22 protein-coding genes and 1 tRNA gene are annotated in these 25,318 nt (G+C 59.6%); 14 read left to right on the forward strand and 9 right to left on the reverse strand.

Annotation, left to right across the window (positions count from 1 at the left end; translation table 11 throughout):
* Positions 1-55: 55 nt before the first annotated feature.
* Entirely contained in the window at positions 56-937 is an 882-nt protein-coding gene (locus tag AC6GQJ_RS13290; RefSeq protein ID WP_500769008.1) for a LysR family transcriptional regulator, read from the reverse strand.
* 105 nt (positions 938-1,042) lie between these two features.
* Here AC6GQJ_RS13290 and AC6GQJ_RS13295 point away from each other — a divergent pair, with 105 nt between their 5' ends.
* Together AC6GQJ_RS13295 and AC6GQJ_RS13300 are read left to right on the forward strand one after the other, a co-directional pair.
* Positions 1,043-2,023 carry an NAD(P)-dependent alcohol dehydrogenase gene (locus AC6GQJ_RS13295; protein ID WP_500769010.1) on the forward strand — a complete coding sequence of 327 codons (981 nt, stop codon included), beginning with the start codon at positions 1,043-1,045 and terminating at the stop codon, positions 2,021-2,023.
* Positions 2,024-2,233: 210 nt separating this feature from the next.
* The gene (locus AC6GQJ_RS13300; protein ID WP_500769012.1) at positions 2,234-2,995 is read left to right on the forward strand and encodes an SDR family NAD(P)-dependent oxidoreductase; all 762 of its coding nucleotides are present in this window, start codon (positions 2,234-2,236) and stop codon (positions 2,993-2,995) included.
* 52 nt (positions 2,996-3,047) lie between these two features.
* Here AC6GQJ_RS13300 and AC6GQJ_RS13305 read toward each other — a convergent pair whose 3' ends face one another.
* The 4 genes from AC6GQJ_RS13305 to AC6GQJ_RS13320 form a co-directional block, all read right to left on the reverse strand.
* Entirely contained in the window at positions 3,048-4,550 is a 1,503-nt protein-coding gene (locus AC6GQJ_RS13305) for a sulfatase family protein (protein WP_500769014.1), read from the reverse strand.
* Positions 4,547-5,224: an HAD family hydrolase gene (locus AC6GQJ_RS13310; RefSeq protein WP_500769016.1), complete on the reverse strand. Its 678-nt coding sequence runs from the start codon at positions 5,222-5,224 to the stop codon at positions 4,547-4,549. The genes AC6GQJ_RS13305 and AC6GQJ_RS13310 overlap by 4 nt, the downstream gene beginning before the upstream one ends.
* Positions 5,221-6,723, reverse strand: a complete 1,503-nt coding sequence (locus AC6GQJ_RS13315; protein WP_500769018.1) for an FGGY-family carbohydrate kinase — start codon at positions 6,721-6,723, stop codon at positions 5,221-5,223. Before AC6GQJ_RS13315 ends, AC6GQJ_RS13310 begins: the two co-directional genes overlap by 4 nt.
* A gap of 201 nt (positions 6,724-6,924) precedes the next feature.
* Positions 6,925-7,728, reverse strand: a complete 804-nt coding sequence (locus AC6GQJ_RS13320; RefSeq protein WP_417522529.1) for a BtpA/SgcQ family protein — start codon at positions 7,726-7,728, stop codon at positions 6,925-6,927.
* A 158-nt stretch (positions 7,729-7,886) separates the two neighbouring features.
* Between AC6GQJ_RS13320 and AC6GQJ_RS13325 the strand changes: the two genes are divergently transcribed.
* From AC6GQJ_RS13325 to AC6GQJ_RS13370, 10 genes are all read left to right on the forward strand, one after another.
* Entirely contained in the window at positions 7,887-9,251 is a 1,365-nt protein-coding gene (locus AC6GQJ_RS13325; protein ID WP_500769021.1) for an extracellular solute-binding protein, read from the forward strand.
* A 198-nt stretch (positions 9,252-9,449) separates the two neighbouring features.
* Positions 9,450-10,307, forward strand: a complete 858-nt coding sequence (locus AC6GQJ_RS13330; protein ID WP_500769023.1) for a carbohydrate ABC transporter permease — start codon at positions 9,450-9,452, stop codon at positions 10,305-10,307.
* A 2-nt stretch (positions 10,308-10,309) separates the two neighbouring features.
* Positions 10,310-11,197 carry a carbohydrate ABC transporter permease gene (locus AC6GQJ_RS13335; RefSeq protein ID WP_500769025.1) on the forward strand — a complete coding sequence of 296 codons (888 nt, stop codon included), beginning with the start codon at positions 10,310-10,312 and terminating at the stop codon, positions 11,195-11,197.
* 4 nt (positions 11,198-11,201) lie between these two features.
* Positions 11,202-12,260 carry an ABC transporter ATP-binding protein gene (locus AC6GQJ_RS13340; RefSeq protein ID WP_500769027.1) on the forward strand — a complete coding sequence of 353 codons (1,059 nt, stop codon included), beginning with the start codon at positions 11,202-11,204 and terminating at the stop codon, positions 12,258-12,260.
* 4 nt (positions 12,261-12,264) lie between these two features.
* On the forward strand, positions 12,265-13,671 hold the full coding sequence (locus tag AC6GQJ_RS13345; protein WP_500769029.1) for an amidase: 1,407 nt from the start codon (positions 12,265-12,267) through the stop codon (positions 13,669-13,671).
* A 92-nt stretch (positions 13,672-13,763) separates the two neighbouring features.
* Entirely contained in the window at positions 13,764-14,552 is a 789-nt protein-coding gene (locus AC6GQJ_RS13350; protein ID WP_500769031.1) for a DeoR/GlpR family DNA-binding transcription regulator, read from the forward strand.
* Between the two features lie 151 nt (positions 14,553-14,703).
* Positions 14,704-16,224: a sulfatase family protein gene (locus tag AC6GQJ_RS13355; RefSeq protein WP_500769033.1), complete on the forward strand. Its 1,521-nt coding sequence runs from the start codon at positions 14,704-14,706 to the stop codon at positions 16,222-16,224.
* A 150-nt stretch (positions 16,225-16,374) separates the two neighbouring features.
* The gene (gene tal, locus AC6GQJ_RS13360) at positions 16,375-17,322 is read left to right on the forward strand and encodes a transaldolase (RefSeq protein ID WP_500769035.1); all 948 of its coding nucleotides are present in this window, start codon (positions 16,375-16,377) and stop codon (positions 17,320-17,322) included.
* Between the two features lie 74 nt (positions 17,323-17,396).
* On the forward strand, positions 17,397-18,119 hold the full coding sequence (locus AC6GQJ_RS13365) for a DUF2270 domain-containing protein (RefSeq protein ID WP_500769037.1): 723 nt from the start codon (positions 17,397-17,399) through the stop codon (positions 18,117-18,119).
* A 71-nt stretch (positions 18,120-18,190) separates the two neighbouring features.
* Positions 18,191-19,069, forward strand: coding sequence for a formylglycine-generating enzyme family protein (locus AC6GQJ_RS13370; protein ID WP_500769039.1), 879 nt, complete (start codon positions 18,191-18,193; stop codon positions 19,067-19,069).
* A gap of 188 nt (positions 19,070-19,257) precedes the next feature.
* On the opposite strand, the gene AC6GQJ_RS13375 is transcribed toward AC6GQJ_RS13370, so the two are convergent.
* The 4 genes from AC6GQJ_RS13375 to AC6GQJ_RS13390 form a co-directional block, all read right to left on the reverse strand.
* Positions 19,258-19,332, reverse strand: a tRNA-Gln gene (locus tag AC6GQJ_RS13375).
* 63 nt (positions 19,333-19,395) lie between these two features.
* A complete protein-coding gene (locus AC6GQJ_RS13380; protein WP_500769041.1) occupies positions 19,396-20,721 on the reverse strand; it encodes a mechanosensitive ion channel domain-containing protein in 1,326 nt (441 codons plus the stop codon).
* Complete coding sequence (locus tag AC6GQJ_RS13385) at positions 20,718-21,710, reverse strand: NADPH:quinone reductase (RefSeq protein WP_500769043.1); 993 nt, start codon at positions 21,708-21,710, stop codon at positions 20,718-20,720. The genes AC6GQJ_RS13380 and AC6GQJ_RS13385 overlap by 4 nt, the downstream gene beginning before the upstream one ends.
* Positions 21,711-21,829: 119 nt before the next feature.
* Positions 21,830-22,363: an SH3 domain-containing protein gene (locus AC6GQJ_RS13390; RefSeq protein ID WP_500769045.1), complete on the reverse strand. Its 534-nt coding sequence runs from the start codon at positions 22,361-22,363 to the stop codon at positions 21,830-21,832.
* 98 nt (positions 22,364-22,461) lie between these two features.
* Between AC6GQJ_RS13390 and AC6GQJ_RS13395 the strand changes: the two genes are divergently transcribed.
* Positions 22,462-23,448: a 2-hydroxyacid dehydrogenase gene (locus AC6GQJ_RS13395; RefSeq protein ID WP_500769047.1), complete on the forward strand. Its 987-nt coding sequence runs from the start codon at positions 22,462-22,464 to the stop codon at positions 23,446-23,448.
* Between the two features lie 63 nt (positions 23,449-23,511).
* Positions 23,512-25,293, forward strand: coding sequence for a gamma-glutamyltransferase (ggt, locus tag AC6GQJ_RS13400; protein ID WP_500769049.1), 1,782 nt, complete (start codon positions 23,512-23,514; stop codon positions 25,291-25,293).
* Positions 25,294-25,318: the final 25 nt, after the last annotated feature.

Below are 25,318 nucleotides of genomic sequence, written 5' to 3' on the forward strand. Positions count from 1 at the left end.
CTCGAAACACGACCTTCGGCATGGCCCTCAAATTCCTGAGCGCGGCATTTCTGGTTCAAGACCCCAGAAATGCCGCGCGGCGTTCCTGAAGGGCGTTGTACAGATAGTCGACGAAAAGCCGCACGCGCCGCACTCGTCGCAGATCGCCGTGCAAAAGAACCCATGTTGAACGTCTTTGATCAAGTTCGGTGCCTGGAACGCGCTGCAACTCTGGGAAGACCGAGGTGACCCAGCCTGCCAGAAACGTCATCCCCGCGCCCGCACGGGCCAAGTGCAGATGCATCTCTGGGTCAGGCACGGAATGGCGGACACGCGCTTCTGGGAAAGCAGAGTTTGCGATCATGGTGGCAAGCTCGGGCGCGTCCCCATAGCCGATCCAGCTTAACCCGCGCCCTTTGTGGCCCGCAGAGGGAAGCATTCGGTCGATATAGTCCCGTGATGCAACCACCCCGATTGAAAGCGGAAAGAGTTTGCGCCCCACTGCGTCGTCCTCGATTGTCGCAGCATGGCGGATCGAAACGTCCGTCTCGTTCCGTGCAATCGAGTCGAGCGTATAGGCAAGCCGAAGTTCGATTTCGATTTCGGGATACAGCGTGGCAAAGTCTGCCAGCACTGGCGCCAGCAGGTAATGCGCGGTCATCGGATCGGCGGAAAGCCGGATGCGTCCCGCCGCCTCGCGGTCAAGCCCCTGAACCGCGTTAAACCCCTTCAGTAATGCCGCCTCTGCTTCGAGCGCTTGCGGCAGCAACCGCCGCCCTGCCGCGGTCAGGGCCAAGCCATCCGCGCCACGCCGGAAAAGCTGCGTGCCAAGCTGGGCCTCAAGCGCCTCGACCTGACGGCGCAAGGTCGCGTGGGTGCCGCCCGAACGCTCGGCAGCGGCCCTGAGAGAACCATGCCGCGCAACGGCAAGAAAGGCGGGAAGGGATTTCCAGTCCATACATCAACCGGATCATTTATGAACCACTGTGGCGTATTATAGGCCATGATCGGAACGATTGAAAACCTCTAGTTCAATGGCAGATTTCAAACCGAGGACATTTCCATGACTGTTACGCGCACCGCTTGGCATATTCCGCGCTATGGCGCCCCCGACATCCTGACGCCTGTCACGCTGGCAATTCCTGAGCTTGCCCCCGATGAAGTGCTGATCCGCATCCATGCATCTGCCGTCACCCGCGCCGACGGGATGATGCGCAAAGGGGAGCCTTTGTTCGCGCGTCCCTTCCTTGGTCTACGCCGCCCGCGCAACGGGTTGTCGGGTACTGGCCTGTCGGGGGAGGTGATTGGCGTCGGCGATGAGGTCAGCCGCTTTGCGCTGGGCGATAAGGTGTTTGGCGAGTCGGGGATGCGCTTTGGCGCGAATGCCAGCCACATCAACCTTCCCGAGGACGGCGTACTGATGCCCAAGCCCGATAGCCTGTCGCATGAGGATGCGGCGGTTCTGTGTGATGGCGTGCTGACCTCATGGCACTACATTTGCAATCTCGGCCAAGTGCAACGCGGCGACCGCGTACTGATCCTCGGTGGGGCAGGAAGCCTTGGTTCCGCCGCAGTGCAGATCGCCGCCGCTTTGGGTGCAGAGGTGACGGCCACCAGCAGCGCCCGCAACACCTATCTTGTCGCATCTCTCGGGGCCGCTCGAGTGATAGATTACGCCAGCGAAGACGCGCTGGAACATGAGGCCGGATACGACGTGATCTTTGACACAGTGGGCGTCACATCCTTCTCTGCCGCACGGCCAGCGCTGGCGAAGGCGGGGCGATATCTGTGCCCCGTGCCGACGCTGCGACGCCTGCCCGCGATTCTGCTATCCGCTTTTTTCGGGCGAAAGCGTGCGCTGTTCGCGGCGGTGGGACTGGAACAGCCGAAGCACCTTCGGGCCATGCTGTCCGAGATACTGAACCTGATGGACGAGGGACGCCTCGCGCCAGTCATGGACCGGATCTACCCACTGGCCGATCTGATTGAGGCGCATGCCTATGTCGAGACGGGCCACAAGCGCGGCAATGTCGTCGTGGTATGACGGGGGCGTATTGGTTGCGTGCGCTGCTTGCCTAATCCGCGCGGTTGTCCTTTCAGCGTCACTCTGAGGCGAAAGGCTGGTCGCATGCCTCCCGTATGCCACGCGAGTGGATCTATCGCAGCTCTGATTGATCTTTCGAGTTGTGTGATTGAGTAACTTTGTGTTATATTAAGTGCTAATTTGTTCGATCATGCCGAGGTGCTAAATACTATGACAGATACGGTTTTCATTACGGGCGCGGCCAACGGGATTGGTCTGGCGTCGGCGCGTGCCTTTGCGGCGGCGGGGTATAATCTGGTCCTGACCGACCTGAACCTCGAGGGTTGCAAGGCGGCTGCAAAAGATATTGATGCCCCGAAAGTCTGTCTTGAGGTTGATGTAAGGGACAAGGCGTCGATCGAGGCGGCGTTCGAGGCAGGGGCCGAGGCGTTCGGAACGATCACCCATTGTCACGCGAATGCGGGGGTGTCGAATATGAAGCCTGCGTTGGACCTGACCGAAGATGACTGGAACTTTAACTTCGACGTCAACGCCAAGGGCGTCTTTTTCACCAATCAGGTCGCGGTGGGGCATTTCCTTGCCCACGACGTCAAAGGGGTGATCGTGAACACCGCTTCGCTTGCCTCCAAAGTTGGCGCGCCACTATTGGCGCATTATTCGGCGTCAAAATTCGCGGTGTTGGGCTGGACCCAAGCACTGGCGCGCGAGCATGCCAAGGATGGTATCCGCGTAAACGCCGTTTGCCCCGGTTTTGTGCGTACACCGATGCAGGAGCGCGAAGTCGCGTGGGAGGCGGAATTGCGTGGTTTGACGTCCGAGGAAGTGTTGGCCGACTATGTCAGCCAGACCCCGCTTGGCCGCATCGAAACGCCGGAGGACGTGGCCGATGTTGTGGTGTTTCTGGCCTCGAACGGGGCGCGGTTCATGACGGGGCAGGGCGTAAATGTCACCGGCGGGGTCTATATGACCTGACGCTGGCGTCGGTGCGGGGCCAATGCAAAGGCCCCGCGCGGCCAGTTCGGGATCAGTAGTTTCCGGTTCGTTCGATGCCCGCATCGGACGTGGCCATGACCGCATCAAGATGCTGCTTCAAAAGCCGGATTTGTTGACGCTCGAACCCCGGCTTGTCCCAAAGCGAGGTGAACTCGCCCGGATCCTGCTGGAGGTCAAAAATCTCGGCCTTGTTCGCGTCGTGATACATGCAGGTTTTATAGCGGCCATCGAAAACCATGGTGCCGTGGCTTTGATAGGGCATCCCCGCAAGTGCCTCGTTGAACTCGCAGACCACATGCGGCTTGTGCGATGTGGCCTTGCCCGCCAGCAGATCTGTCAACGGCTTACCCTGCATATTGTAGGGTCGTTCAACGCCTGCGATATCAAGTACGGTCGGCGCGATATCGACCAGTTCAACAAGCGCATCCGTCCGCGCACCCGCAGTAGTGACACCGGGCCAGCGGATGATCAGCGGTACGTGCACCAGCCCCTCGAAAAAGCGGCAGCCTTTGTAAAGCATACCGTGATCGCCCATCATCTCGCCGTGATCCGAGGTGAAGATGACAATCGTGTTCTCGGCCTGCCCGCTGTCTTCCAGTGCCTTCAGCACGGCGCCGATCCGCTCATCGACCATTTCGATCATCGCGTAATAGCACGCTTTGACCATGCGCGCGTCGTACGTATCGGGGGGGAAGTCGAACAGGTTACGATCCTGCAGGGGCGTTTGGGACTGGTCGACATCTTGCGTCGCGTCATAATGCCTGACGTCCTGAATTTTCTTCCACTGCTGGTCGATGTCCCAGAATTCTTCCTGCCGCGCGATATCGCTTTCGCGGAAGTGGGGCAGGGGCATGTCCGCAGGGTCGTACCTGTCCAGAAATTCTTGCGGCGGAAAGAAGGGCGGGTGTGGATCAACCGCGTTGAGGTTCAGAAACCATGGGCCGTCTTTGTGATCCTTGATAAAGGCCGTCGCCCTTTCGGCCCACCACGTCGACTGCTGCAACGCCATTGGCAGGCCAGGGCCGTAGTCGCGCGGGGCATTTGCGAGCAGCTCTGGGTAGAGTTTTAGCGGATCTTCGACGCCATGCTTGTCCTTCAGCCACGTGTCATAGTCGCGCCCGATAGGCCAGCAATCAGACAGTTCAGCCACGTCATAGCCGTCTTCGGGGATCAGTTCGATCCGGTCCTCGGAACGTGACAGGTGGTGTTTGCCGATCAGTCCGGTGGTGTAGTCCGTTGTTTCCTTCAGTATCGCCGGCAGAATCTTCTCAGCGGCGGGCCAGTGGTCGTTGCCGTTGCGATGGACGTGATGCGAGGCAGGATAGCGGCCTGTCATAAAGGACGCGCGACTGGGTGTGCAGATTGGCGCCTGACAATAGGTTTGCATGAAAGACATGCCTTCGGCGGCCAATCTGTCGATGTTCGGCGTGTTGATCGCCGCGTTACCATGCGCGTGGATGGTATCGAACCGCTGCTGATCGGTTGTGATCCATAGGATATTCGGTTTGTCCGCCATGATGTTCTTGTCCTTCACGCTTCCCGCCGTTGGTGCTGCCGAAGATTGCCGGAGGCGCCATTCAGTTCCACGATCAGATCGGGAAGCTCCGACAGGGAAGAAATCGGGAAAACCGGCCCCTGCGGAATCTTTGAGCCGCCTTTGAGGAACGCCACTGGCAGGCCTGCGGCCTGTGCGCTCGCAACACCTGTTGCGCTGTCTTCCACGGCCAGAACCTCGCTTGCATGTAAGGCGAACCGATAGCAGCCGTAGCGATAGGGAAAGGGATCGGGCTTGCCCTCGCAGACGTCATCAAGGCTCAGGCTGAAATCCATCAACTCGGTGACGCCGATAGCGTCGAGGTTGGTGTCCACCACTGCGCGGTTGGAGTTGGACACAGCAGCCTGACGCAAGCCCATCGCAGCGATATACTTGATGGTCGAGGAGGCACCCGGGATTTCCACAAGACGCCAGGCGTTCTGTTCAAACGCGCAGTTCAACTGCGCCGCCCAGTCCGCAAACGAAAGTTCCGCGGGAAAGCGTGGTTGCAGTTCCTTCCAGACATTACCGATGTGGACGCCGACAAAATGCATGTCGTCCAGATCGGAGATGTCCACGTCGTTCAAACGGCATACTTCTTTCAGGGCGAAAAGGTGCAGCGGCTCGCTATCGACCAGTGTGCCATCAATGTCCCATGCAATCGCTCGGATCATGTGCGCAGTTCCTTCTGTGTCTCATAGCTGTCGCGAAAGAACGTGTATCCGGCGTCATAGCGGCCCTGCTGCGCGGGATCGGGCTGTACTTCGTCCCCGTAGCTGACGCATTTGGCGACGCCGCCCCAGTCATCGGTTGCACCCGTGCCCATGCCCGCCAGCCACGCTGCGCCAAGGCACGAACCGGGGTGGCCGGTCAAAAGCTGAACAGGGGTTTGAAGGACATCGGCGCAGATCTGCATCCAGAGTTTCGATTTGGAGCCGCCATCGGAAGCGAGAAAGCGCGTGGTCGGATAGCCCATGTCGTTGAACACTTCGACGTGGTGGCGGAAAGCGTAAGCATAGCCTTCGAGCAGTGCGCGCCAGAGGTGGCGTATGTCGTGGTTAAGGCTGAGGCCCAGAATGGTGCCCCGCGCATCGGGATCGTGGATCGGCGTTTTCTCACCCAGCAGATAAGGGATGAAGGTCACGCCATCAGCCCTGGGCGGAACGCCTGATGCCAGTTCGTCCAGATATTGATGCGGGCTGATCCCGCGTTTTGCGGCCTCGGCAGCTTCGGCCTTGGCGAATTGCGCGATGAACCAGTTCAGTGCTGACCCACCTGTCGACATGCATCCGTTGGGCATGAACAGGCCCGGTATGATGTGATAATCAAGGAACATGCGCGGATCGGGGCGGGCCGTATCGGTGGCGATCATGATATCCGCCGCGCCGCCGAATTTCAGAAGTACATCGCCAGAGGCCAGAACCCCCGCCGCATAGGCAGAGGCGATATGATCCGCAGCCCCTCCGACAACTGGCGTGCCCTCTGCCAGACCCGACTGCGCTGCGGCTTGGGCCGAGACATGGCCGATGATTTCGGCCGAACCTACTTTGTCAGGGACCATGCCGGGGTTCAGATGGGCGAGGGCGATCAGGTCATCCGACAATGCGTCCGTCGAAAGATCGACAAATCCGGCCTCGAGCGCCCAGTTCTGTTCGACCGCACGCGTGCCCGTCAGACACCAGTTGATATAGTCGTAGGAACCGAACACCGTTGCGATTTTGCGGAACACGTCGGGTTCGTGTTTTTCGATCCAGCGGATGCGGCTGGCCACCAGTTGTTGGTTAATGCCATTGCCGGCGCGCATGACGAATGTCTCTTCCGGTATTTCGGCGGCGATTTCCTTAACCTCTTGGCCTGTGCGCCCGTCGCTTTGCTGGATGGAGGGGCGCAGCACGACGCCGTCGCTGTCCAGCAGGACCGTCGCGGGCAACATGCCGGTGGTGCCGACGGCCGTGATATCAGTACTTTTCAGGCCGGACTGTTCCAGAAGTTCCGGCACGATAGAGCAGACATTCGCCCACCATTCGGTCGGATCTTCTTCGGCCCAGCCCTGTTGGGGGGACGACAATGTCACGGGCCGCGTTGCAGAGGCGATGATCGTTGAGGTGGAGACATCAAGGATGATGCCAATGGTTGAGGTTGTCCCGATGTCGAGACCGATGACGCAGCTCATGAACCGCCCCTATGATCAGTGAAAGCCCATGCCGGCGTGTCTGGTGGCTTGATGCTTTCTGTTAATTATTGTTTGAGCTTCGCGAAGGCTGCCTAATTTGGCGTCACCCGCCGGATGGGCCTGCTTGAAGATCGGAATTGTCGGCGCACGAACGGCGGTTGGGCCGTTCGTGCCTTGCTTGACCGTGAGTGGATCGCAAGTTTAGCGCAAGGTGTTAACCTTATCCATGAACCGTTTGACGCGGTCGCCGTCCACGGCATTCCATGTGTCACCGTCGACCTTGAAGTGCGAGCCGATGATGCAGCCCGAGGCGACAGACATCACGTCGGTGACGTTGTCGACGTTCACGCCGGTGTTGGCAAAGACCGGAACCATCTCGCCCACAGCCTCGGCCACCTTGCGCAGGTCGGATGCATCGGCGGGTTGGCCGGTGATCGGACCCGACACAAGGATAGCGTCAGCCAGGGAGGAGAAGATGGCGGATTTTGCACGCAGTTCGATGGGGCGTTGATCCAGCGAGTGCGCAAATTCTGCATTGATATTAAAGAACAATTTAAGGTCTCGGCGGTCGAGATCGCGTTTCATGCGTGCTGGGCGCGCAGCGTTGGGGGCCCAGACGCCCATGTCGGACGCGAAGACACCGGTAAAGATTTCGCGTACCCATTTGGCTTGGGTGGCCACCGCAATCGCGATCGAGGCGGTCGGATCCCAGAGGTAGTTTACCCCGAACGGGACTTTCAGTTCGGGTTTGCAGGCCTGAACGACGGCTGTGTAGGCGGCGATTGATTCGGGCGTCGCTTCCAACAGGTAGGGGCGGTCGTTTTCGTTGCCGAACATGATCGCGTCGACGCCACCATCCTGCAGCTTGTGGATGTCGGACAGCGCGTCGTCGATCAGTTTGTTTATGCCACCGTCTGAATCATAGAGCGGCGACCCAGGAAGGGCCCCCATATGACACATAGAGACGACAGCGCGTTTTTTATCCCCCAAAAAATCGAAAATCATGGGTTGAGGCTCCTTGGGTAAAATTTCTACAGCTCAATAACTAACATAAAAACACAAACAAGCAACATTTATGTTTTAATTTGTATTATTTTGTGCTAGTCGATAATTGCACCAATCAGAATTCCGCCATCAGATGCGGCATCACAGGGAGTAAAGAAATGACCAAGGTGAAAACATCGCTTAACGACGTGCTGATGGCGCGGCGTAATTTCCTGAAGGCGCTGGCTGCTGTCGGCGCTGCGGGCGCAGGTATGTTGCCAAAGATGGCGCTTGCGCAGGACGCCTATGCGGCGCGGCCCGAATCAGATGTCGACCAGATCAATCTGGTCGTCTGGCAGTACGGCAACATCTATGAAGAGATCGCCGCCAAGTTCGAAGAGGACTGGGGTGTCTCTGTTGAAAAGATCATCGAGCCGAATATCGAGCCGCAGATCGCCAAGCTGACCACCATGTTCGCAGCGGGCGAAGACATCGACGTCTTTGTTTCGATCCTGTCCACCATGGCCAGCTATATTGATCAGGGCATCGCTGCTCCGCTGGACGGCCTGCCCGGCGTCGAAGACTATATTGCAGACATGACACCGCTTGCGCGCTCGACCGCAACGGTTGACGGCAAGCTGTGGGGCTTGCCCTATCTGTCGATTGCGTGGGCCTTCGCCTATAACGACGAGCTTTTGACCAAGGCCGGTTTCGAGGACAAGCCGTTCCAGACATGGGATGAGCTGACCGAACAGTGCCTGAAGGCAAAAGCCGATGGTGTGTCGAACTACCCCCTGCTTTGGGTTGGCGGTCCGGCGCTCGAAACACTTCCAGGCACATGGTTCAGTCAGGTCTGTAACCGAGGCGGTCGGATCTTTGACGAGGACATGAACCCAGAACTCGGCCCCGGTTCGATTGCGCGCGAGGCGCTCCAGTATTTTCAGGACACGTTCATCAAGCACGAGATCGCCGATCCGGATTCGCTGAACCTCAAGTTCTTGCCTGCTGTGAAGGTGTTCAACACCGGCAAGCATCTCTATCTCGGGACATTCCACAACTACTTCATGAACCAGATGAACGATCCGGCCCAATCTCCGATCGCGGGCAAGGGCAAGATTCACGGTTTGCCGGGCGATGGCGCGACCCTTGTCGCGACGTGGTATTACATGATGTCCGATGCCACGCGTGATCGCGAATGGGCGTGGAAAATGCTGCAATACCTCGGTGGCAGAACCAAGGACGGCACCTATAAGCAAGCGCTGAGCCTTGCCAAAAGCTCCATGCTCTATCCCGGCTTTACCTCGGTCGCGCAAAGCGACGAGGTGCGGAACGCTTGGTCTGACAGGGTTGATGTCGATGTGCTGAACGGGATTTTTGCAAATGGCGTCAACTATGAAAAAGTTGTCCCTGCCGTGACAGAGCCTTGGTACAGCAAGTGGAACGAGCAACTGAACCTCGAACTGACGGCGTGTCTGAAGGGCGAGATTTCGGTTGATGTGGCGTGCGACAACATCTCTGCCGCTGCGATTGCCGCCAAACGCTAGAACGCGACGTGCGAAACTTGATACCGGCCATGTGCCGGTATCAATTCCGAGGCCGCGGATCATGCGCGCAGCCACCCCAGTAAATTGAAGAAATATTGGACATTTCTTATGATAGGACAGGCAGACACTGTAATCGGTAAGGCCACGGCGCGGAAACGTCGGTGGGGGGAGTTAGCCCCCTCTTGGTTGGCATTGGGGATGAACATCCCGACACTGATATGTTTCGTTCTCATCCTCGCTTACCCGATCTTTTTCGCGGGTTACCTTTCCTTCCACGAGGTTGGCGTGCGCGAACTGCGCACCGGTGAATATTCCTTTACCGGCTGGGAAAACTACGCCGAACTGTTCCGTGATCCGGTGTTCTGGAAGTCGCTGAAGAACACAGTGCTGTTTGTGGTGATCTCGGTTGCGCTGGAGGTGGTAATCGGCCTCGCCATTGCACTTGTCATCAACGAGCATCGGGTGAAATTGTCCAAGGTCACCAAGTTCCTGATCCTTGTCCCTTGGGCGGTGCCGCCAATCGTCAACGGTTTCCTGTGGGCGTTTATCTTCAACACCCAGTTCGGTTATCTGAACCGCTTGCTGTACCAGCTCGGCTTTATCGAGGAGCAGGTGATCTGGCTGGGCAATCCTTCGACCGCCTTTATGGCGATCATCATCGCCTATGTCTGGCGCACTGTTCCCTTCAATATCCTGCTATACCATGCCGCGCTTCAGGGTATTCCCGACCATCTCTATGAGGCTGCCGAGCTTGACCGCGCGACAGTATGGGAGAAGTTCCGCTATATCACCCTGCCGCTGCTGCGCCCCATCATCGCGGTGACACTGATCCTGCGGACTACCTTTGCCTTCATGATCTTCGACGAGATTTTCGCGATCACCCAAGGCGGGCCTGGCAACGATACGTGGGTTGCGGCCTGGTACACCTACAAGACCTCGTTCAATCCGCCTTTCGACATCGGGGTGGGTGCCGCATCTGCCTATGTTCTGGCGCTGATCGTCGGTGTCGTGGCCATTGCCTATGTCCGCTACGTCTATAAGAAAGTGGAGTACTGATCATGAAGAGAATGACTTGGCGTTACCGCATCTTCATGTACCTCGCCAACGTGCTGGTGATCTGCTTTTTGATCCTGCCGCTGGTGCCTGTGGTCCTTGGTGCTTTGCAATCGGAACGGACGCTGCACGCGGATGTCTGGGCATTGCTGCCTGCCGAATACACGCTGGATAACTTCCGTCTGATCCTGTCGGGCGGGGAAAACAAGGGCGAGTCCTTTCAGGGGATCGACTATCTGCCGAACTCGGTCACGTGGTTTCGCAATGCCTTCCTGAACTCGATGATCGTCGCCACAAGTGTGACCGTGCTGACGCTGACGCTGGCGACACTGACGGCACTGACGGTCACGCGGCTTCGGCTTAGCTGGACGACCTATCTGATGAATATGACGGTCGTCAGCCGCATGGTGCCTTTGATCGTATTGATGCTGCCGCTGTTTGTGGTGATGCGAAACATCGGTTTGCTCAACACCTTACCGGGGATCATCATGGCCGAAGTGGGGCTGTTGCTGCCCTATGCGATCATCATTCTGGTGCCCTATTTCCAAGCATTCCCCAAAGAGCTTGAGGAATCCGCTCGGCTTGATGGCTGCTCGCGATTTGGTGCCTATGTGCGCATCGTCGTGCCGCTGTCGACACCGGCGCTGGCAGCGTGTGGTGTGATCATCTTTATCATCTCGTGGCACGAGTTGCTGATCCCGCTGATCATCGCCTCCAAGCCTGAATATATGACCTTGCCGGTGGTGCTGGCAGGATTGGTGTCCGACCAGTTCGTCTTTTTCACCGTCATGATGGCGATCTGCCTGATCGGTCTCGCTCCGACCCTCGCGTTGGTGCTTCTCTTGCAAAAATACCTTGTCAAAGGCCTGACGGCCGGCGCAGTCAAAGGATAACCCCATGGCCAATGTTTCAGTAGAAAACCTCAAGAAGAACTATGGTACCGTCGAGGTGATCCATGGCATCGACCTCAACATTCAGGACGGGGAATTCGTGGCCCTCGTCGGTCCTTCGGGCTGCGGGAAGTCCACCTTGCTTCGGATGATCGCAGGGCTGGAGGATGTCACCGGCGGGATCGTCAGCATCGACAGCGAAGTGATGAACGACATCGCGCCCCGCGACCGTGACATCGCGATGGTATTCCAAAGCTATGCGCTTTACCCGCATATGACTGTGGCACAGAACATGGGCTTCGCCCTCAAGTTGGCCAAGGTGCCTGCCGAGGATATGGATGCCCGCATCCGCGAAGCGGCAGCAACGCTGAACCTGACCGACTATCTGGACCGTTTCCCGCGCGAACTGTCCGGTGGTCAGCGCCAGCGTGTCGCTATGGGACGGGCCATCGTGCGCAGCCCCAAAGTGTTCCTGTTCGACGAGCCGCTGTCGAACCTCGATGCCAAGCTGCGCGTGCGGATGCGGACCGAGATCAAATCCCTGCACCAACGGCTGGGCGCGACCTCTGTCTATGTCACGCACGACCAGATCGAAGCGATGACAATGGCAGATCGCATCGTGGTGATGCGGGGCGGTCACATCGAACAGATCGGGTCGCCGTTGGAACTGTACGATGCGCCAGTGAACGAATTTGTCGCGACATTCATCGGCTCCCCCTCCATCAACCTGCTGGAAGGTATGATCGAAGGATCGGTGTTCAAGCTGAGCGATGGCAGCACCTTGCCCTTGCCTGACGGGGCCGCCAATCCGGATGGACGGGCCGCGAAATACGGCATCCGGCCAGAGCATTTCGAGATCGTCCAAGGTGACGGCATGGCGGTGATGAAAGTCGACGTGGTTGAGCCGACAGGCAATGAAACCATCCTGACCGGCACAATCGGCGGACAGGTGGTGCAGATCACCCAGCAAGAACGGTTGAACCTACGCCCCGGACAGGAAATCCGCGTTTCGTTGCGTCTTAGCGCGGTGCATCTGTTCGATGCGCTGACGGGTCAAAGGATCTAAGCCGATGACTGCAACAGAATTACACTGGATGGACGCATCGGAAATTGCATCGCGGGTGCGGGACAAGACGCTATCGCCGGTCGAAGTGACAGAAGCCTGCATTGCTCGCATTGAAAAGCTGGATGGCGAATTGAACGCCTTCTGCCTGCCGATGTTCGACATTGCCCGCGACAAGGCCAAAAAAGCCGAAGAGGCCCAGATGCGGGGCGAGTTCTGGGGGCCGCTGCATGGCGTGCCCTATGCGATCAAGGACTCGGACGATTACAAGGGGCAGGTGACGACGGTTGGCTCGTTTCCCAGCAAGGATAATGTGGCCACCGGTTTCTCTCCGATCATCGAGCGAATGGAAGCGGCGGGGGCGATCCCACTGGGCAAAACCACGACGCCGGATATGGCGTGGATCGGGCTGACCTATTCGGAATTGCACGGGATGACCCATAACCCGTGGGACAAATCGCGCAATCCGGGTGGTAGTTCCGGTGGTTCTGCGGTGGCGGTCGCGGCGGGGATGGCGCCGTTGGCGACGGGCACCGACGGCGCCGGTTCGATCCGTATACCGGCATCTTTCTGCGGCATCTACGGACTGAAGCCTTCGCACGGGCGCATCCCGCTGATGCTGCCCAACACCAACCAGCACACTCATTACGGCCCGCTGTCCCGCACCGTGACCGATGCCGCCATGATGATGGAGGTTTGTGCCGGCCCTGATGATCGCGACCTCTATTCTCTGGAAGACCCATCGCCCAAATATCTGGAAAACCTCGACAAGCCGTTGAATGGCTTGCGGGTCGGGTGGAGCGCGGACCTTGGCTTTGTCGAAAAGATCGACCCAGAGGTACTTGCGACTTGCGAAGCTGCCGCACAGCGTTTCAGCGATCTTGGGGCCGAAGTGGTGCCAGCGGACCTTGACCTATCGGGGTCGATGGAAATTGCCAAGCGCAACTGGCAGGCAATCATGTCCGCCATCGTGAACCACCGCCTTGGCGACCATCTGGATGTGCTTGATCCTGCCCTCGTTGCATGCGCCCGCGGCGCATTGGAGCAAACCTCGGGCGAGTTCCTGTTCGATAAGGTCAAGGCGTTCCCGATCTACCAGCGTCTGGTCGCATGGTTCGGTCAACACGACCTGCTGCTGACACCTTCTGTCGCTTGTCTGCCGGTCACCAACGGTCGGCTTCTGCCCAAAAATTATCCCGAACACGAATGGGACTGGATGGAATGGGCGCCGTTCAGTTCTCCGTTCAACTTGTTCCACAAACCGGCGGCGAGTGTTCCTGCGGGGCTGTCCAAGGGTGGTTTGCCGATTGGCCTGCAGATTGTCGGGGCGCGCCATGCTGACGCGCTGGTAATGCAGGCGTCACGGGCCTACGAACTTGCTGCGCCTTGGGCGCATATGCGGCCGCCGGAGTAATCCGGCGGACGTCCTTTGATCACGTTGACAATTTTTGTTCGTTTTTGATAGATACAGTGTATGCTGACCGGAATTCAAACTGAGTTGTATAAATGACCGCCAAACGCATCCCTGCCACTGTCCGGCTCGAGGCCATTCTGGCCGAAGTCGAGAGCAACGGCCACGCGTCCGTCAGCGATATTGCCGAACGTCTGGGCGTGTCCGAAATGACGATCCGGCGGGATATGGACAAGCTGGGGGCCGAAGGGCACGTGGTGCGGACCCATGGCGGTGCGCATTCCAACGATGATTTGCGCAGTAAAGTGTTCGAGATGATCGAACCCAGCGTTGAAAACCGTGCAACCCGTAACAGGTCGGAAAAGAAACGCATCGCGGCCACTGCCGTGCGGCGGATTGAATCGCGCTCGACCGTTGCCATCGACGTGGGCACAACCTGTTTTGAACTGGCGTCGCTGATCTCTGACAGTTCGGTCCACATTGTGTGTGCGTCATTGCCGATCCAGCGCGTATTGGCGAAGAACCAGATGCAAATCTACGCCCCCTGTGGGCGCATCGCGGGGGCCGACCCGTCAACTGTCGGGGCGCAAACCGTCGCATATTTGCGGGATTTCCGGTTCGAAATTGCTTTTCTCGCGGTGGCTGGCATTACCGAAGACGGCCTGTTCGACTACTCCTTCGAGGATGCGGAAATCAAGAAAACCCTCGCGATGCAGGCGCATTCTCGGGTGCTCATGCTCGACAGTTCCAAGGTCGGGAAATCCTCGGCGGTGCGGGTTATGGGGTTTGACAGTATCGACGTTCTGATCACCGACGCACCGTTACCACCGGAAATGGCGGCAGTTCTTGCCGAGTTTGACGTGGAAGTCGTGCTCGCGGCTTGATCCGGTGTTTGCGAGCTTTCGTACGTTCCCAAATATCACTGTTTTATCTGAGTAACTGCCCAGTATTTTGGGCTTTTATGTTTGATTTTGGTATTTTGTGGTGGTATTTGTTTGTTGCAAACTTTCCACATCTACCAAAGCGAGGGGCCCCATGCGCATCATTTACATCGACGTAGATTCTCTGCGACCGGACCACACCTCGCCCTACGGCTATGCCCGTAAGTTGACCCCGAATATCCAGTCTATCGCGGACAAAGGGGTGCGATTCGATGAATACCACAGCTCCGATACGCCCTGCATGCCATCGCGCGGCGCATTCACCACGCAACGGTTCGGTATCTCGACGGGTATCGTCGGTCATCAGGCCAATGACGGCGACATGTATCTGACGGAATCCCGCAGCCAGCGCAGCAATGCGCCCTTTCTTGGCTTTCACCTTGCCAACACAGGTGGCTACCACACAGTGGGGATGACCTGTTTTGCTGAACGGCATCAGGCCTACTGGTTCCACGGAAATTTCATGGAGTTCCTGCGCCCGAGCCTGTCTTTGGGTATCGATGAGGATGCCGCCGACGTCACCGATACGGCGCTGGACTGGCTGGACCGGCGCGGCGCGGATGACAAGTGGTTCCTGATGTTGAACTTTTGGGATGCGCATCGGGACTATCAGATTGATCGCGAAACGCTTGACCGCGCGGCGGCAAGTGGCCCTGCTCCCGCGTGGCCGGACGAAGACGCGATTGCCCAGCATCAGGATTTGTATGGCGCTGCGACTGCCAAGGATTTGCACGGGGCCTATGGCGATCCTTCGCCAAGCCCCGATATCACGCCGCATGCGATCACGAACCGTGCCGATTTTGAACAGTTGATTAACGGCTATGACGGCGCGATTTCGTATATCGACCATCACATCGGCCGGATTCTGCAAAAGCTGAAAGATCTGGGCATTGATCAGGATACGGCCATCGTATTCACCGCAGATCACGGCGAAGCCTTTGGCGAACATGGTATTTACGGCGAACACGCCTATGCCCATCCGGCCACGACGCGGGTGCCGCTTGTCGTGCACTGGCCTGGTGTGACGGACAAATTGCCCGAGGAAAAACGGTCGCATGACGGGCTGTTCTATCACCTCGATTTCGGGCCTACCTTGTGTGACATGCTGGGCCTGCCCACGCCCGAAGGCTGGCACGGCAAGTCATTTGCGCCGGTTCTGCGCGGCGAGGATTTCAAGGGACGTGACCACCTGATCCTCAGTCAGGGGGTCCACACTTTCCAACGCGCGGTGCGGAAAGGCGACCTGCTGTATATCCGTACGCTGCATCCGGGCACCTACAAGGCGGATCCCGAAGCGCTTTATGACCTGCGCAATGATCCGAACATGACCAAGGATCTGATGCCGGATCAGCCGGAATTGGCGGCCCCCCTCAAGGCGGATCTGGCCGATTGGTGGTTCGAATATGCTGGGCGACCCACCTCTGGGCCTGACAAGATGCAACAGAACCTCACACGCGGGCCGGTCCTTTATTCCGATCCCGAGCTGTATCTTGAGCGGCTGGAAAACTCGGGGCGGGCCAATCTGGCCGCTGATTATCGCAAGCGGTTGACCGGATTCCTCAAAGATCCGCATGCCGTTCCTGCCCACGAAAAACCGAAACCGACGCCGATCTAAAGGCACGCCGCCTGAATGATGGTGACCCCCGGCCCCCTGACGGGCCGGGCTCTGACGTGCTGTGCGCTGTTATCCCAAAAGCGCAATCGGCATTCACACTTTTAAACAATAACGCAAAGCGGAGGGGCTGCCTCCGACCGGAGAGCGATCATGGCAAGCGTACTGGACCAGTTACGAGAAATGACGGACGTTGTGGCCGATACAGGAGATGTTGAGGCGGTGCGCAAATACAGACCCGTGGACTGCACCACAAATCCGTCCCTTGTGCTGAAGGCGTTGCAAGACCCCGCGTCGGAAACACTGATCGCGCAAGAAATCGAAGCCGGAAATAAGGCGGGCAAAGATGCCTCGGAATTGGCCGATGCGCTGACCGTCACAGTGGGGGCGCGGTTGTGTAATCTGGTGCCTGGTCGCGTCTCGACCGAAGTAGACGCGCATCTTTCGTTCAATACTGACGCCTCGGTGACGCGGGCGCGCGCCATCATCGCCGATTATGCGGCGCGCGGCATTAGTAAAGACCGGATCCTGATCAAGCTTGCCGCAACATGGGAAGGCATTCGTGCAGCGAAAATTCTGCAGGACGAGGGGATAGACTGCAACCTGACTCTTCTTTTCAGCCTCGCTCAGGCGGTGGCTTGCGCCGATGCGGGCGTGTTCCTGATTTCGCCTTTCGTTGGCCGGATCACGGATTGGCACAAGGCGAAAGACGGCATGGCAGACTATGCGCCCGACGAAGACCCGGGCGTGCAATCGGTGCGCAGGATCTATGACTATTACAAATCAAACGGCATTCAGACTGCCGTTATGGGCGCATCCTTCCGTAATACCGATCAGATCAAGGCGCTGGCGGGATGTGACAACCTGACAATCGCGCCGAACCTTCTTGATGAACTTGGCGACGACACGGGAGACCTGCTACGGGCTCTGTCGCCGGAAAAGGCCAGTGGCATCGCCCCCATCGCAATGCCTGAGGATCGCTTCCGCTGGGAGATGAACGAAGACGCCATGGCGACAGAGAAACTTGCCGAAGGCATCCGCAATTTCGACAAGGACCGGCAAAAGCTGATCACGCTGATCGCGGCACGGCAGGCGGTTTAACCTATCGGCTGGGGCAGGGGGCAAATGCGGCCTCCTGACCGGCACCCTCCCCCTCAGTTAAGGAGGTATCCTTCATGAACATGAACACGTCGGAATTGAACCTGCATCCTACCACGCCGGTCATCCCTGTCGCCAAATCGAACCGCACGGATTTCACGCCTGCAGAAATGGGCGCGCTGGCCCACCTCTATCGGGGCGAAGTCTATCGCAGCACGGTCTGGCGGACCCGCCTCGACACAACCACGAACTGGGCGGTGGTCGTGACGGGCGTTTCCCTCACGGTCACCTTCGGTAGTCTTAATGCGACCGTATTGCCACTGATCCTTGTCGGTTTGCTGGTCGGCGTGTTTCTGATGCAGGAAGCGCGGCGGTATCGCTATTTCAACGTCTGGCGCGCGCGGGCGCGGTTGATGGAAACGGACTTTTACGCGCCACTGTTGCGCGGCCCGGGGGGGTGCCGGAACGGCGAATGGGAACAGCTTTTGGCCAACGATTATGAACGGCCCCAATTCCATATCAGTTTCATCCGCGCCATTGGACGGCGGTTGCGCAAAAATTACGCGTGGGTGTTCGCGATTCAGGTGCTGGCCTATTGCGGCAAGCTTTCGATCCATCCGACACCGCTGGTCAGTGTCGACCAGTTGTTCGAGCGTGCTTCGATCGGTCCTGTGCCGGGACATGTTGTACTGCTGTGCGGGGTGATGTTTTATGGCGCATGGAGCATCATCGCGGTTTGGACCTATGCCATCGAATGCGCCGCGCGACGCGACAAACGGACCCTGATAACCATCGCATGAGCCAATTACCGGACAAGAAGCCTAGCAGCTGCTGTGCCCCGTCTGCGGATAGCGGACCGGTGCCTTCTGCCATGGCAATCTCACAGGCGGCGGCGCCACGCGCAGATGCAGGCGCCGTGGACATCCCCGGGGGAAAGGCGCTGGTTGGCACGCGCAGGCCGCATATTCCCGACGACGGCGAAGGACCGTTACGAACCAAACGGGTCACAGCATTCCGGATGTCATCCACTGCCGTCACCAATGCGGATTTCGCGGCCTTCGTCGCAGACACAAGCTTTGTGACGGAGGCCGAGCGCATCGGCTGGAGCTTTGTGTTCCACTCTCAAGTCGCGGACAATATTGGTGGGACCAGTGGCGTCCCTGCGCTGGAATGGTGGCACCGCGTGGACGGGGCCAATTGGCGCGATGTCGATGGCGGGGGGAGGGATGTTCTGCAAGACCGTGCCGACCATCCAGTGGTCCATGTCTCGTGGAACGACGCGCAGGCCTACGCACGCTGGGCCGGTGGCCGCCTGCCGACCGAGGCGGAATGGGAACACGCTGCCCGCGGCGGTCTTGGGGACGTCCTCTTTCCTTGGGGGGATGCGGAGCCTGACGATATCGCGCACTTCCCCTGCAATATCTGGCAGGGCCGGTTTCCGTACGAAAATCAGGGGCTGGACGGGCATTTGTTCACCGCGCCAGCGCGATCCTACACGCCAAATGGCTATGGTCTGTACAATATGGTCGGCAACGTCTGGGAATGGACGGCGGAGCCTTTCACCGTCCGCTCCCTGCGCCGAAAGGTACGCACGCAGCAACAGTCGCGCCGCGGGTATCGCCTGCTCAAGGGCGGCTCGCACCTTTGTCACAAAAGTTATTGCTTCCGCTACCGTATCGCAGCGCGCAGCGGGAACTCACCGGACACGGCCACAACGCACCAAGGGTTCCGCGTCGTTTGGGACGTGTGAACGGGAATTGCCCTGTTCCACCGAGTGAATTGCGCAAGCGGATAGGAAGATGTGCCATTTTCCGATTCTGTACGCGGTACTATATCGCGTAGTCGGCGCCGCATTTTATAAACCGCAGGCGCAACAAATCATGCCGCTTACGCAACATTACCCCCTCGGGGCGGTCGTTCTGTGATTTCAGAGTAAAGTGGCTGGGATGGTAGGATTCGAACCTACGGTACACTGTACCAAAAACAGTTGCCTTACCACTTGGCTACATCCCAACGTGACGCGCTAATTAGTCTGGAGTGGCGGCGCGTGCAAGCCCCTTTCAGGGAAAAAATGTATCATTCTGTCGGACCGGTCTCGGTCAGCAGATCGGGGTTTTCCGGATCGTTTCGTTCCGCGTCCACCAGACGGTCCAGCGCGGCTTGTGAACTGTCGCCCACATCGGCGGGAGCGGGCATCGCAGACTCGGGTGCGCGTTTCTTGGTGGGGGTGGTGGGGGCCTTGGGCTGTTCGGTCGTGCCGCCGACCATCTGGATGCGGTAGGTGGTGTCGGGCACTTCAATCCCTGCGGCTTCGATGGCGGCCTTGACCATGCGGATCGCCTCACCCTTGGCCAAGGCGAGGGAGGTGCCGCGCTGGTCGATCCATCCGGTGACGACCAGAATGACCGACCCGTCACCGATCCGTTCGATCCATGTCAGCGGCGCTGGTTCGGTCAACACAAACGGCAGGTCCGCAACCACCTGTTCGGCCAGTTTGCGCACTTCGCCCAGATCCCCTTCGGAGCCGACGCCGATCTCGAATTCGAAGCGGCGTTCGTGGTTGGTCGAGAAGTTGACGATGCGGCTTTTGAACACGGTCGCGTTGGGAATGCGGATGTGATTGCCATCAAAGCTTAGCAGGATCGTCGCGCGGCTGGTCAGGCGGATGACCTTGCCGACGTCGCCTTCGATCTCAACGATGTCATTGGGACGGAAGGGTTGGCGAATCGACAGCATGATCGAGGCGATGAAATTCTCGACCGTGTCGCGGACGGCAAAACCGATGGCGAGGCCGACCAGACCCGCAGCACCAAGAATGGTGCCCAACAGCGCCGTCGCACCTAGAATATCAAGCGCGATGACCAGACCGCTGATGAAAAAGATCATGCGCACAAGCTGGCGGTAGAGGTCCGCGATAAAAGCGTTCGGCGCGATCCGGTCCCACGGATAGCGCATGCGCGCCAGAAGAATGCCCGCGAACAGCACAACCACAAAGGCAAGCACCGCCACTGCCACCAGCGGCAACATCGCAATGGTCTGATAGAAACGGGTTTGGAACCGCTCGACCGCAGGGTTCAGGCGCGCGACCACGTCGGTCGTCTCGCTCACTTCGTTCTCGATCGCGACGACACCGGCAACACGGGCCACGATATCATTCAGACGCGCCGCCGTGCTGGCATCCAGCGTGGTGCCGCGCAGCGTGACAATGCCCGACGACACCTGAAGGGTCACGTCCTCATAGCCCTCAAGCTCTGCGAGGATATCGCGGATGCGCACGGCGATGGCGGCGTCCTGTGTGGCGCTATCCTCGACCGCGATGGTGCCCTGCGGCTGGTCCGAGGTTTGGGCAAATGCAGGTGTAACGAAAAGGCCGCAGACCAGTAGGACGAGGATACGGATCATGCGCCGACCTCGACCAGAATGGCGCCTGCGCGATTGCCTGCCTCGACAGCTGCATGGGCGGCGACGCAGTCGGCAAGGGGGTAGATGCGTTCGACGGGGCAGGTCAGCGCACCCTGTTCCAGCGCGTCATGCAGGCGTTTGATCGCGCTTTGCCGTTCTTGTTGCGGCAGCAGATAGATCAGGACGATGTCTATGGTCACCGCCTTAAACAGCATCGGGCCAAAGGCCAGCGTCGGTGTCATCTCCTTGGCCGAGCCATAGGCAGCGATGGTGCCGTTCGGGGCGATCACCTCGGCGTCCGTCGCAGCGTTGATGCCGAATTCGACCTCGACAATGCGGGCCACAGGCGCGCCACCATTGGCGTCGATGATCGCGGCGGCAAGATCGTCACGGCTGTAGTCCAGAACGCTGTCCGCGCCGGCGTCTTTGGCCATATCCATGCCGTCGCCGCGTGCCGTGGCGATAACGCGTGCGCCGCCCCATTTCGCCAGTTGCACGGCCAGCAGACCCACGGTGCCCGCGCCGCCTTGAACCAGCACGGTTTTGCCCGCGACGTCACCGCCGCCAAAGACCGCGTGGCAGGCGGTCAGTCCCGGAATGCCAAGGATCGCGCCGGTTTCCAGTGAAACGGAATCAGGCAGGGCGACGGCCTGTTCGGCAGGCACGCAGATGTGGGTTGCCGCCGTACCAAAAGGGCGCTGCCACTGCCCGTTCCAGATCCAGACGCGGGTGCCGATGCGGTCGGGGGAAATGCCTTCGCCCACGGCTTCGATCACGCCCGCGCCGTCACTATGCGGCACGATCTGCTCAAATGGCGGTTTGGTCACGCCGGGGCGGGTGCCTGCGCGGGCCTTCACATCCGACGGGTTCACGCCGGAAAAGCTGAGCCGTACAAGGATCTCTCCGGCGTTTGGGGTGGGGGTGGGCAGGTCGTGCAAGGCAAGCACATCGGCTGCCGCACCAAAGGAAGAATAGGAAATCGCGCGCATAAAATCGGGTCCGCTTCATCGTGGCGTATGAGCGTCAGGATGTAGCCTGTGGACCTGAAAAGCCAGTGCCGGTGCAGGGCAAGCCGCAAAAACCGCCCCGAAGGGCGGCGCGAATGGGGTCAGTTGCGCACTTCGTCCATGGCGACACCCCAAAGACGCGCCTTGGGCGCCCAGCCTTTGTAGCCTGCGGCAGTGATGCGGCACCATTCCGTGTCGCATTTGCCGAGGCGGGCGATCACACCGGCCTCAAGTGCGGCGGCGACGGGGGCCTGCGCCTCGGGGCGGGTGCGGATGGTCAGCATGTCCTGTTCGATCAACACCGTGCGCGTACCGGACAGCAGCGAGTAGTGCACCCAGCCGCCAAGACCGTCGCGGTCCTCGACCCTGCGCCAGTGACCGTGTTCGGCGGTGATTTGCAGTGGCATGTCGCGGCGCGTGAACACCCAATCGATGCGGTGGGACAGGGACGGGCCGCGGCGCACATTGCCCTCGGCCGCCTTGAGCGACACATAACGCGGCAGGGGCAGGTTTGTGACAGGGCCGACCGACTTGGTACCGACATCTTTTGCAACAGCGGGAAGGGCAGTTATCAGGGCAAGGCCAATGCAGAACACCAGCCGCAGGACCGCCACCATCGGGGAAGTTTTCATCATCTCGTGCCTCTTGGAATGGCCGAGGTTCTTGTGCCTCGTGCTCACTTCCTCCACCATGCCTTCAAATGGCGTACAGGCCAAGACCGGGGAGAGCATATATGCCAAAGGATCGTCTGAGTGTTGTCGTTACGCGACGGTTGCCGCCAGAGGTCGAAACCCGCCTGAGCGAACTGTTCGATGTGCGCTTGCGCGATGTGGACGCGCCGATGTCACGTGCCGAGATTGTCGAGGCGATGAAAACGGCGGATGTGCTAGTGCCGACAATCACCGACACGGTGGACGGTGCGATGATCGGGCAGGCGGGGGACCGGCTGAAGCTGATTGCGAATTACGGCGCGGGGGTTGATCACATCGACGTCGCCACGGCGCGCCAGCGCGGCATTCTTGTGTCGAACACCCCCGGTGTGCTGACCGAGGACACGGCAGATATGGCGATGGGTCTGATCCTCGCCGTGACGCGCCGGATGCCCGAGGGCATGGCCGCGATGCAGTCCGGCGATTGGGAGGGTTGGTCGCCCACGGCCTTCCTTGGCGGGCGCATTGCGGGGCGTCGTCTGGGGATTCTGGGCATGGGGCGGATCGGGCGTGCGGTTGCGCGCCGTGCAACGGCCTTTGGCATGCAGGTGCATTACCACAACCGCCGACGTCTGCGCCGCGAGGTCGAGGACGAGGTGCAGGCGACATGGTGGGACAGTCTGGATCAGATGGTGGCGCGGATGGACGTTCTTTCCATCAACTGCCCGCACACGCCGTCGACCTTCCACTTGATGAATGCGCGCCGCCTCAAACTGATGAAGCCGGACGCAGTGATCGTGAATACCTCGCGCGGCGAGGTGATCGACGAGAACGCCCTGACACGGATGCTGCGCGCGGGCGAGATCGCGGGCGCGGGCCTTGATGTTTACGAGGGCGGCACGCAGGTGAACCCGCGTTTGCGCGAATTGCCCAATGTGGTGCTGCTGCCCCATATGGGCTCGGCCACCCGCGAAAGCCGCATCGAGATGGGCGAAAAGGTCATCATCAACATCAAGACATTCGACGACGGACACCGCCCGCCGGATCAGGTCGTGCCGTCGATGCTGTAACCCGACCCCACCCCGCCGGACGCAGCGCCGTGCCGCGTTCCGCACTGCCAAGGATATTGCGACATGCGTTTTCTACTGACTGCTGCCCTGACCCTGTTTTGCGGTGCCGCACTGGCGCAACAGGCCGCCGACGCTATCCAGCCAGAGGCGGGCACCTCGGGCGCTGCCCTTGCCACGTCACCCGCGATTGCCGCCGCGCAGGCCGCGAAAGAGGCGGGCAAACCTGTGGTCGCGCAGAACTACATGGTGGCGGCGGCGAACCCGCTGGCAGTGCAAGCGGGTGTCGATGTTCTGGCAGAGGGCGGCACTGCCGCTGATGCGCTGGTTGCGGTGCAAACGGTGCTGGGACTGGTCGAACCGCAATCGTCGGGCCTTGGCGGCGGCGCGTTTCTGGTCTGGTACGATGCGGAAAGCGAAACGCTCACCACACTCGACGGGCGCGAGACCGCGCCACTGGCCGCGACGCCTGATCTTTTCCTGAAGGACGACGGCACGCCGATGGGCTTTTTCGACGCGGTGGTCGGGGGGCGGTCGGTCGGCTCACCGGGCACGCCTGCGTTGCTGGCAGAGTTGCACGCACGCTGGGGCACGCAGCCATGGGCGGGCCTGTTTGACGCGGCCATTGATCTGGCCACTGACGGGTTCGAGGTGTCGCCGCGCCTTGCGCAGATGATCGCACAGGATGCCGAGCGGTTGGCGACCTATCCCGTGACAGCGGACTATTTCATGCCCGATGGTGCGCCATTGCAAGCTGGCGCGTTGCGCGACAATCCCGACTATGCAGCAACCTTGCGCAGCTTGGCCGTGGGCGGGGCCGAGGCGTTTTACACCGGGCAGATCGCGGCGGATATCGAAGACACGGTGCAGCGCCAGACTGACAATCCCGGCGTGTTGTCGCAAGTTGATCTGTCAATCTACCGCGTGAAGGAACGGCCAGCGATCTGCGCGCCTTATCGCGATCACGAGGTCTGCGGCATGGGCCCGCCTTCTTCGGGTGCGCTGGCGGTCGGTCAGATCCTCGGGATGCTGGAAGGGTATGACCTTGCCGCACTCGGGCCCGCAAATCCCGAAAGCTGGCGGTTGATCGGCGATGCCTCGCGGCTGGCCTTTGCGGATCGCGGGCGGTACGTGGCGGACAGCGATTTCGTGCCGCTGCCCGTCAAAGGTATGCTTGACCCTGTTTATCTGGCGGAACGCGGTGCGCTGCTGTCGGGGGATGTGGCGCTTGAGGACGTGACTGCTGGTAACCCCGCCTTCGATCACAGCCTGAACCTTGCCGACGATCAAAGCATCGAACTGCCCTCGACCTCGCATGTGTCGATTGTGGACAGCTATGGCAATGTGGCGTCGATGACGACAACAATCGAAAACGCCTTTGGCTCGCGTCTTATGGTGCACGGGTTCCTGTTGAATAACGAACTGACCGATTTCAGCTTTGCCACCCACAAGGACGGGGTGCCCATCGCCAACGCCATCGCACCGGCCAAACGCCCGCGGTCGTCCATGGCACCGACCATCGTGATGAAGGACGGCGCGCCGGTTCTGGCTATCGGCAGTCCGGGCGGTAGCCGGATCATCGGTTATGTGGCCAAGTCGATCATCGCCCATCTGGATTGGGGGATGGATATGCAGCAGGCCGTGGCCTTGCCCCATGCGGTGAACCGTTTCGGCTCTTTCGACCTCGAAGACGGCACTTCGGCGGCAGAAATGGAGCGCGCCCTTATGGATTTCGGCTACGAGGTCGGTATACGTGACTTGAATTCGGGTCTGCACGCCATCGCCATCGCAGAGCAGTTGCACGGCGGCGCGGATCCGCGTCGCGAAGGCATCGCGATGGGCGACTAAGCGCGATGAAACAGGGAAGAGGAAG

It is taken from the genome of Tateyamaria sp. 7Alg 36 (assembly GCF_059882455.1).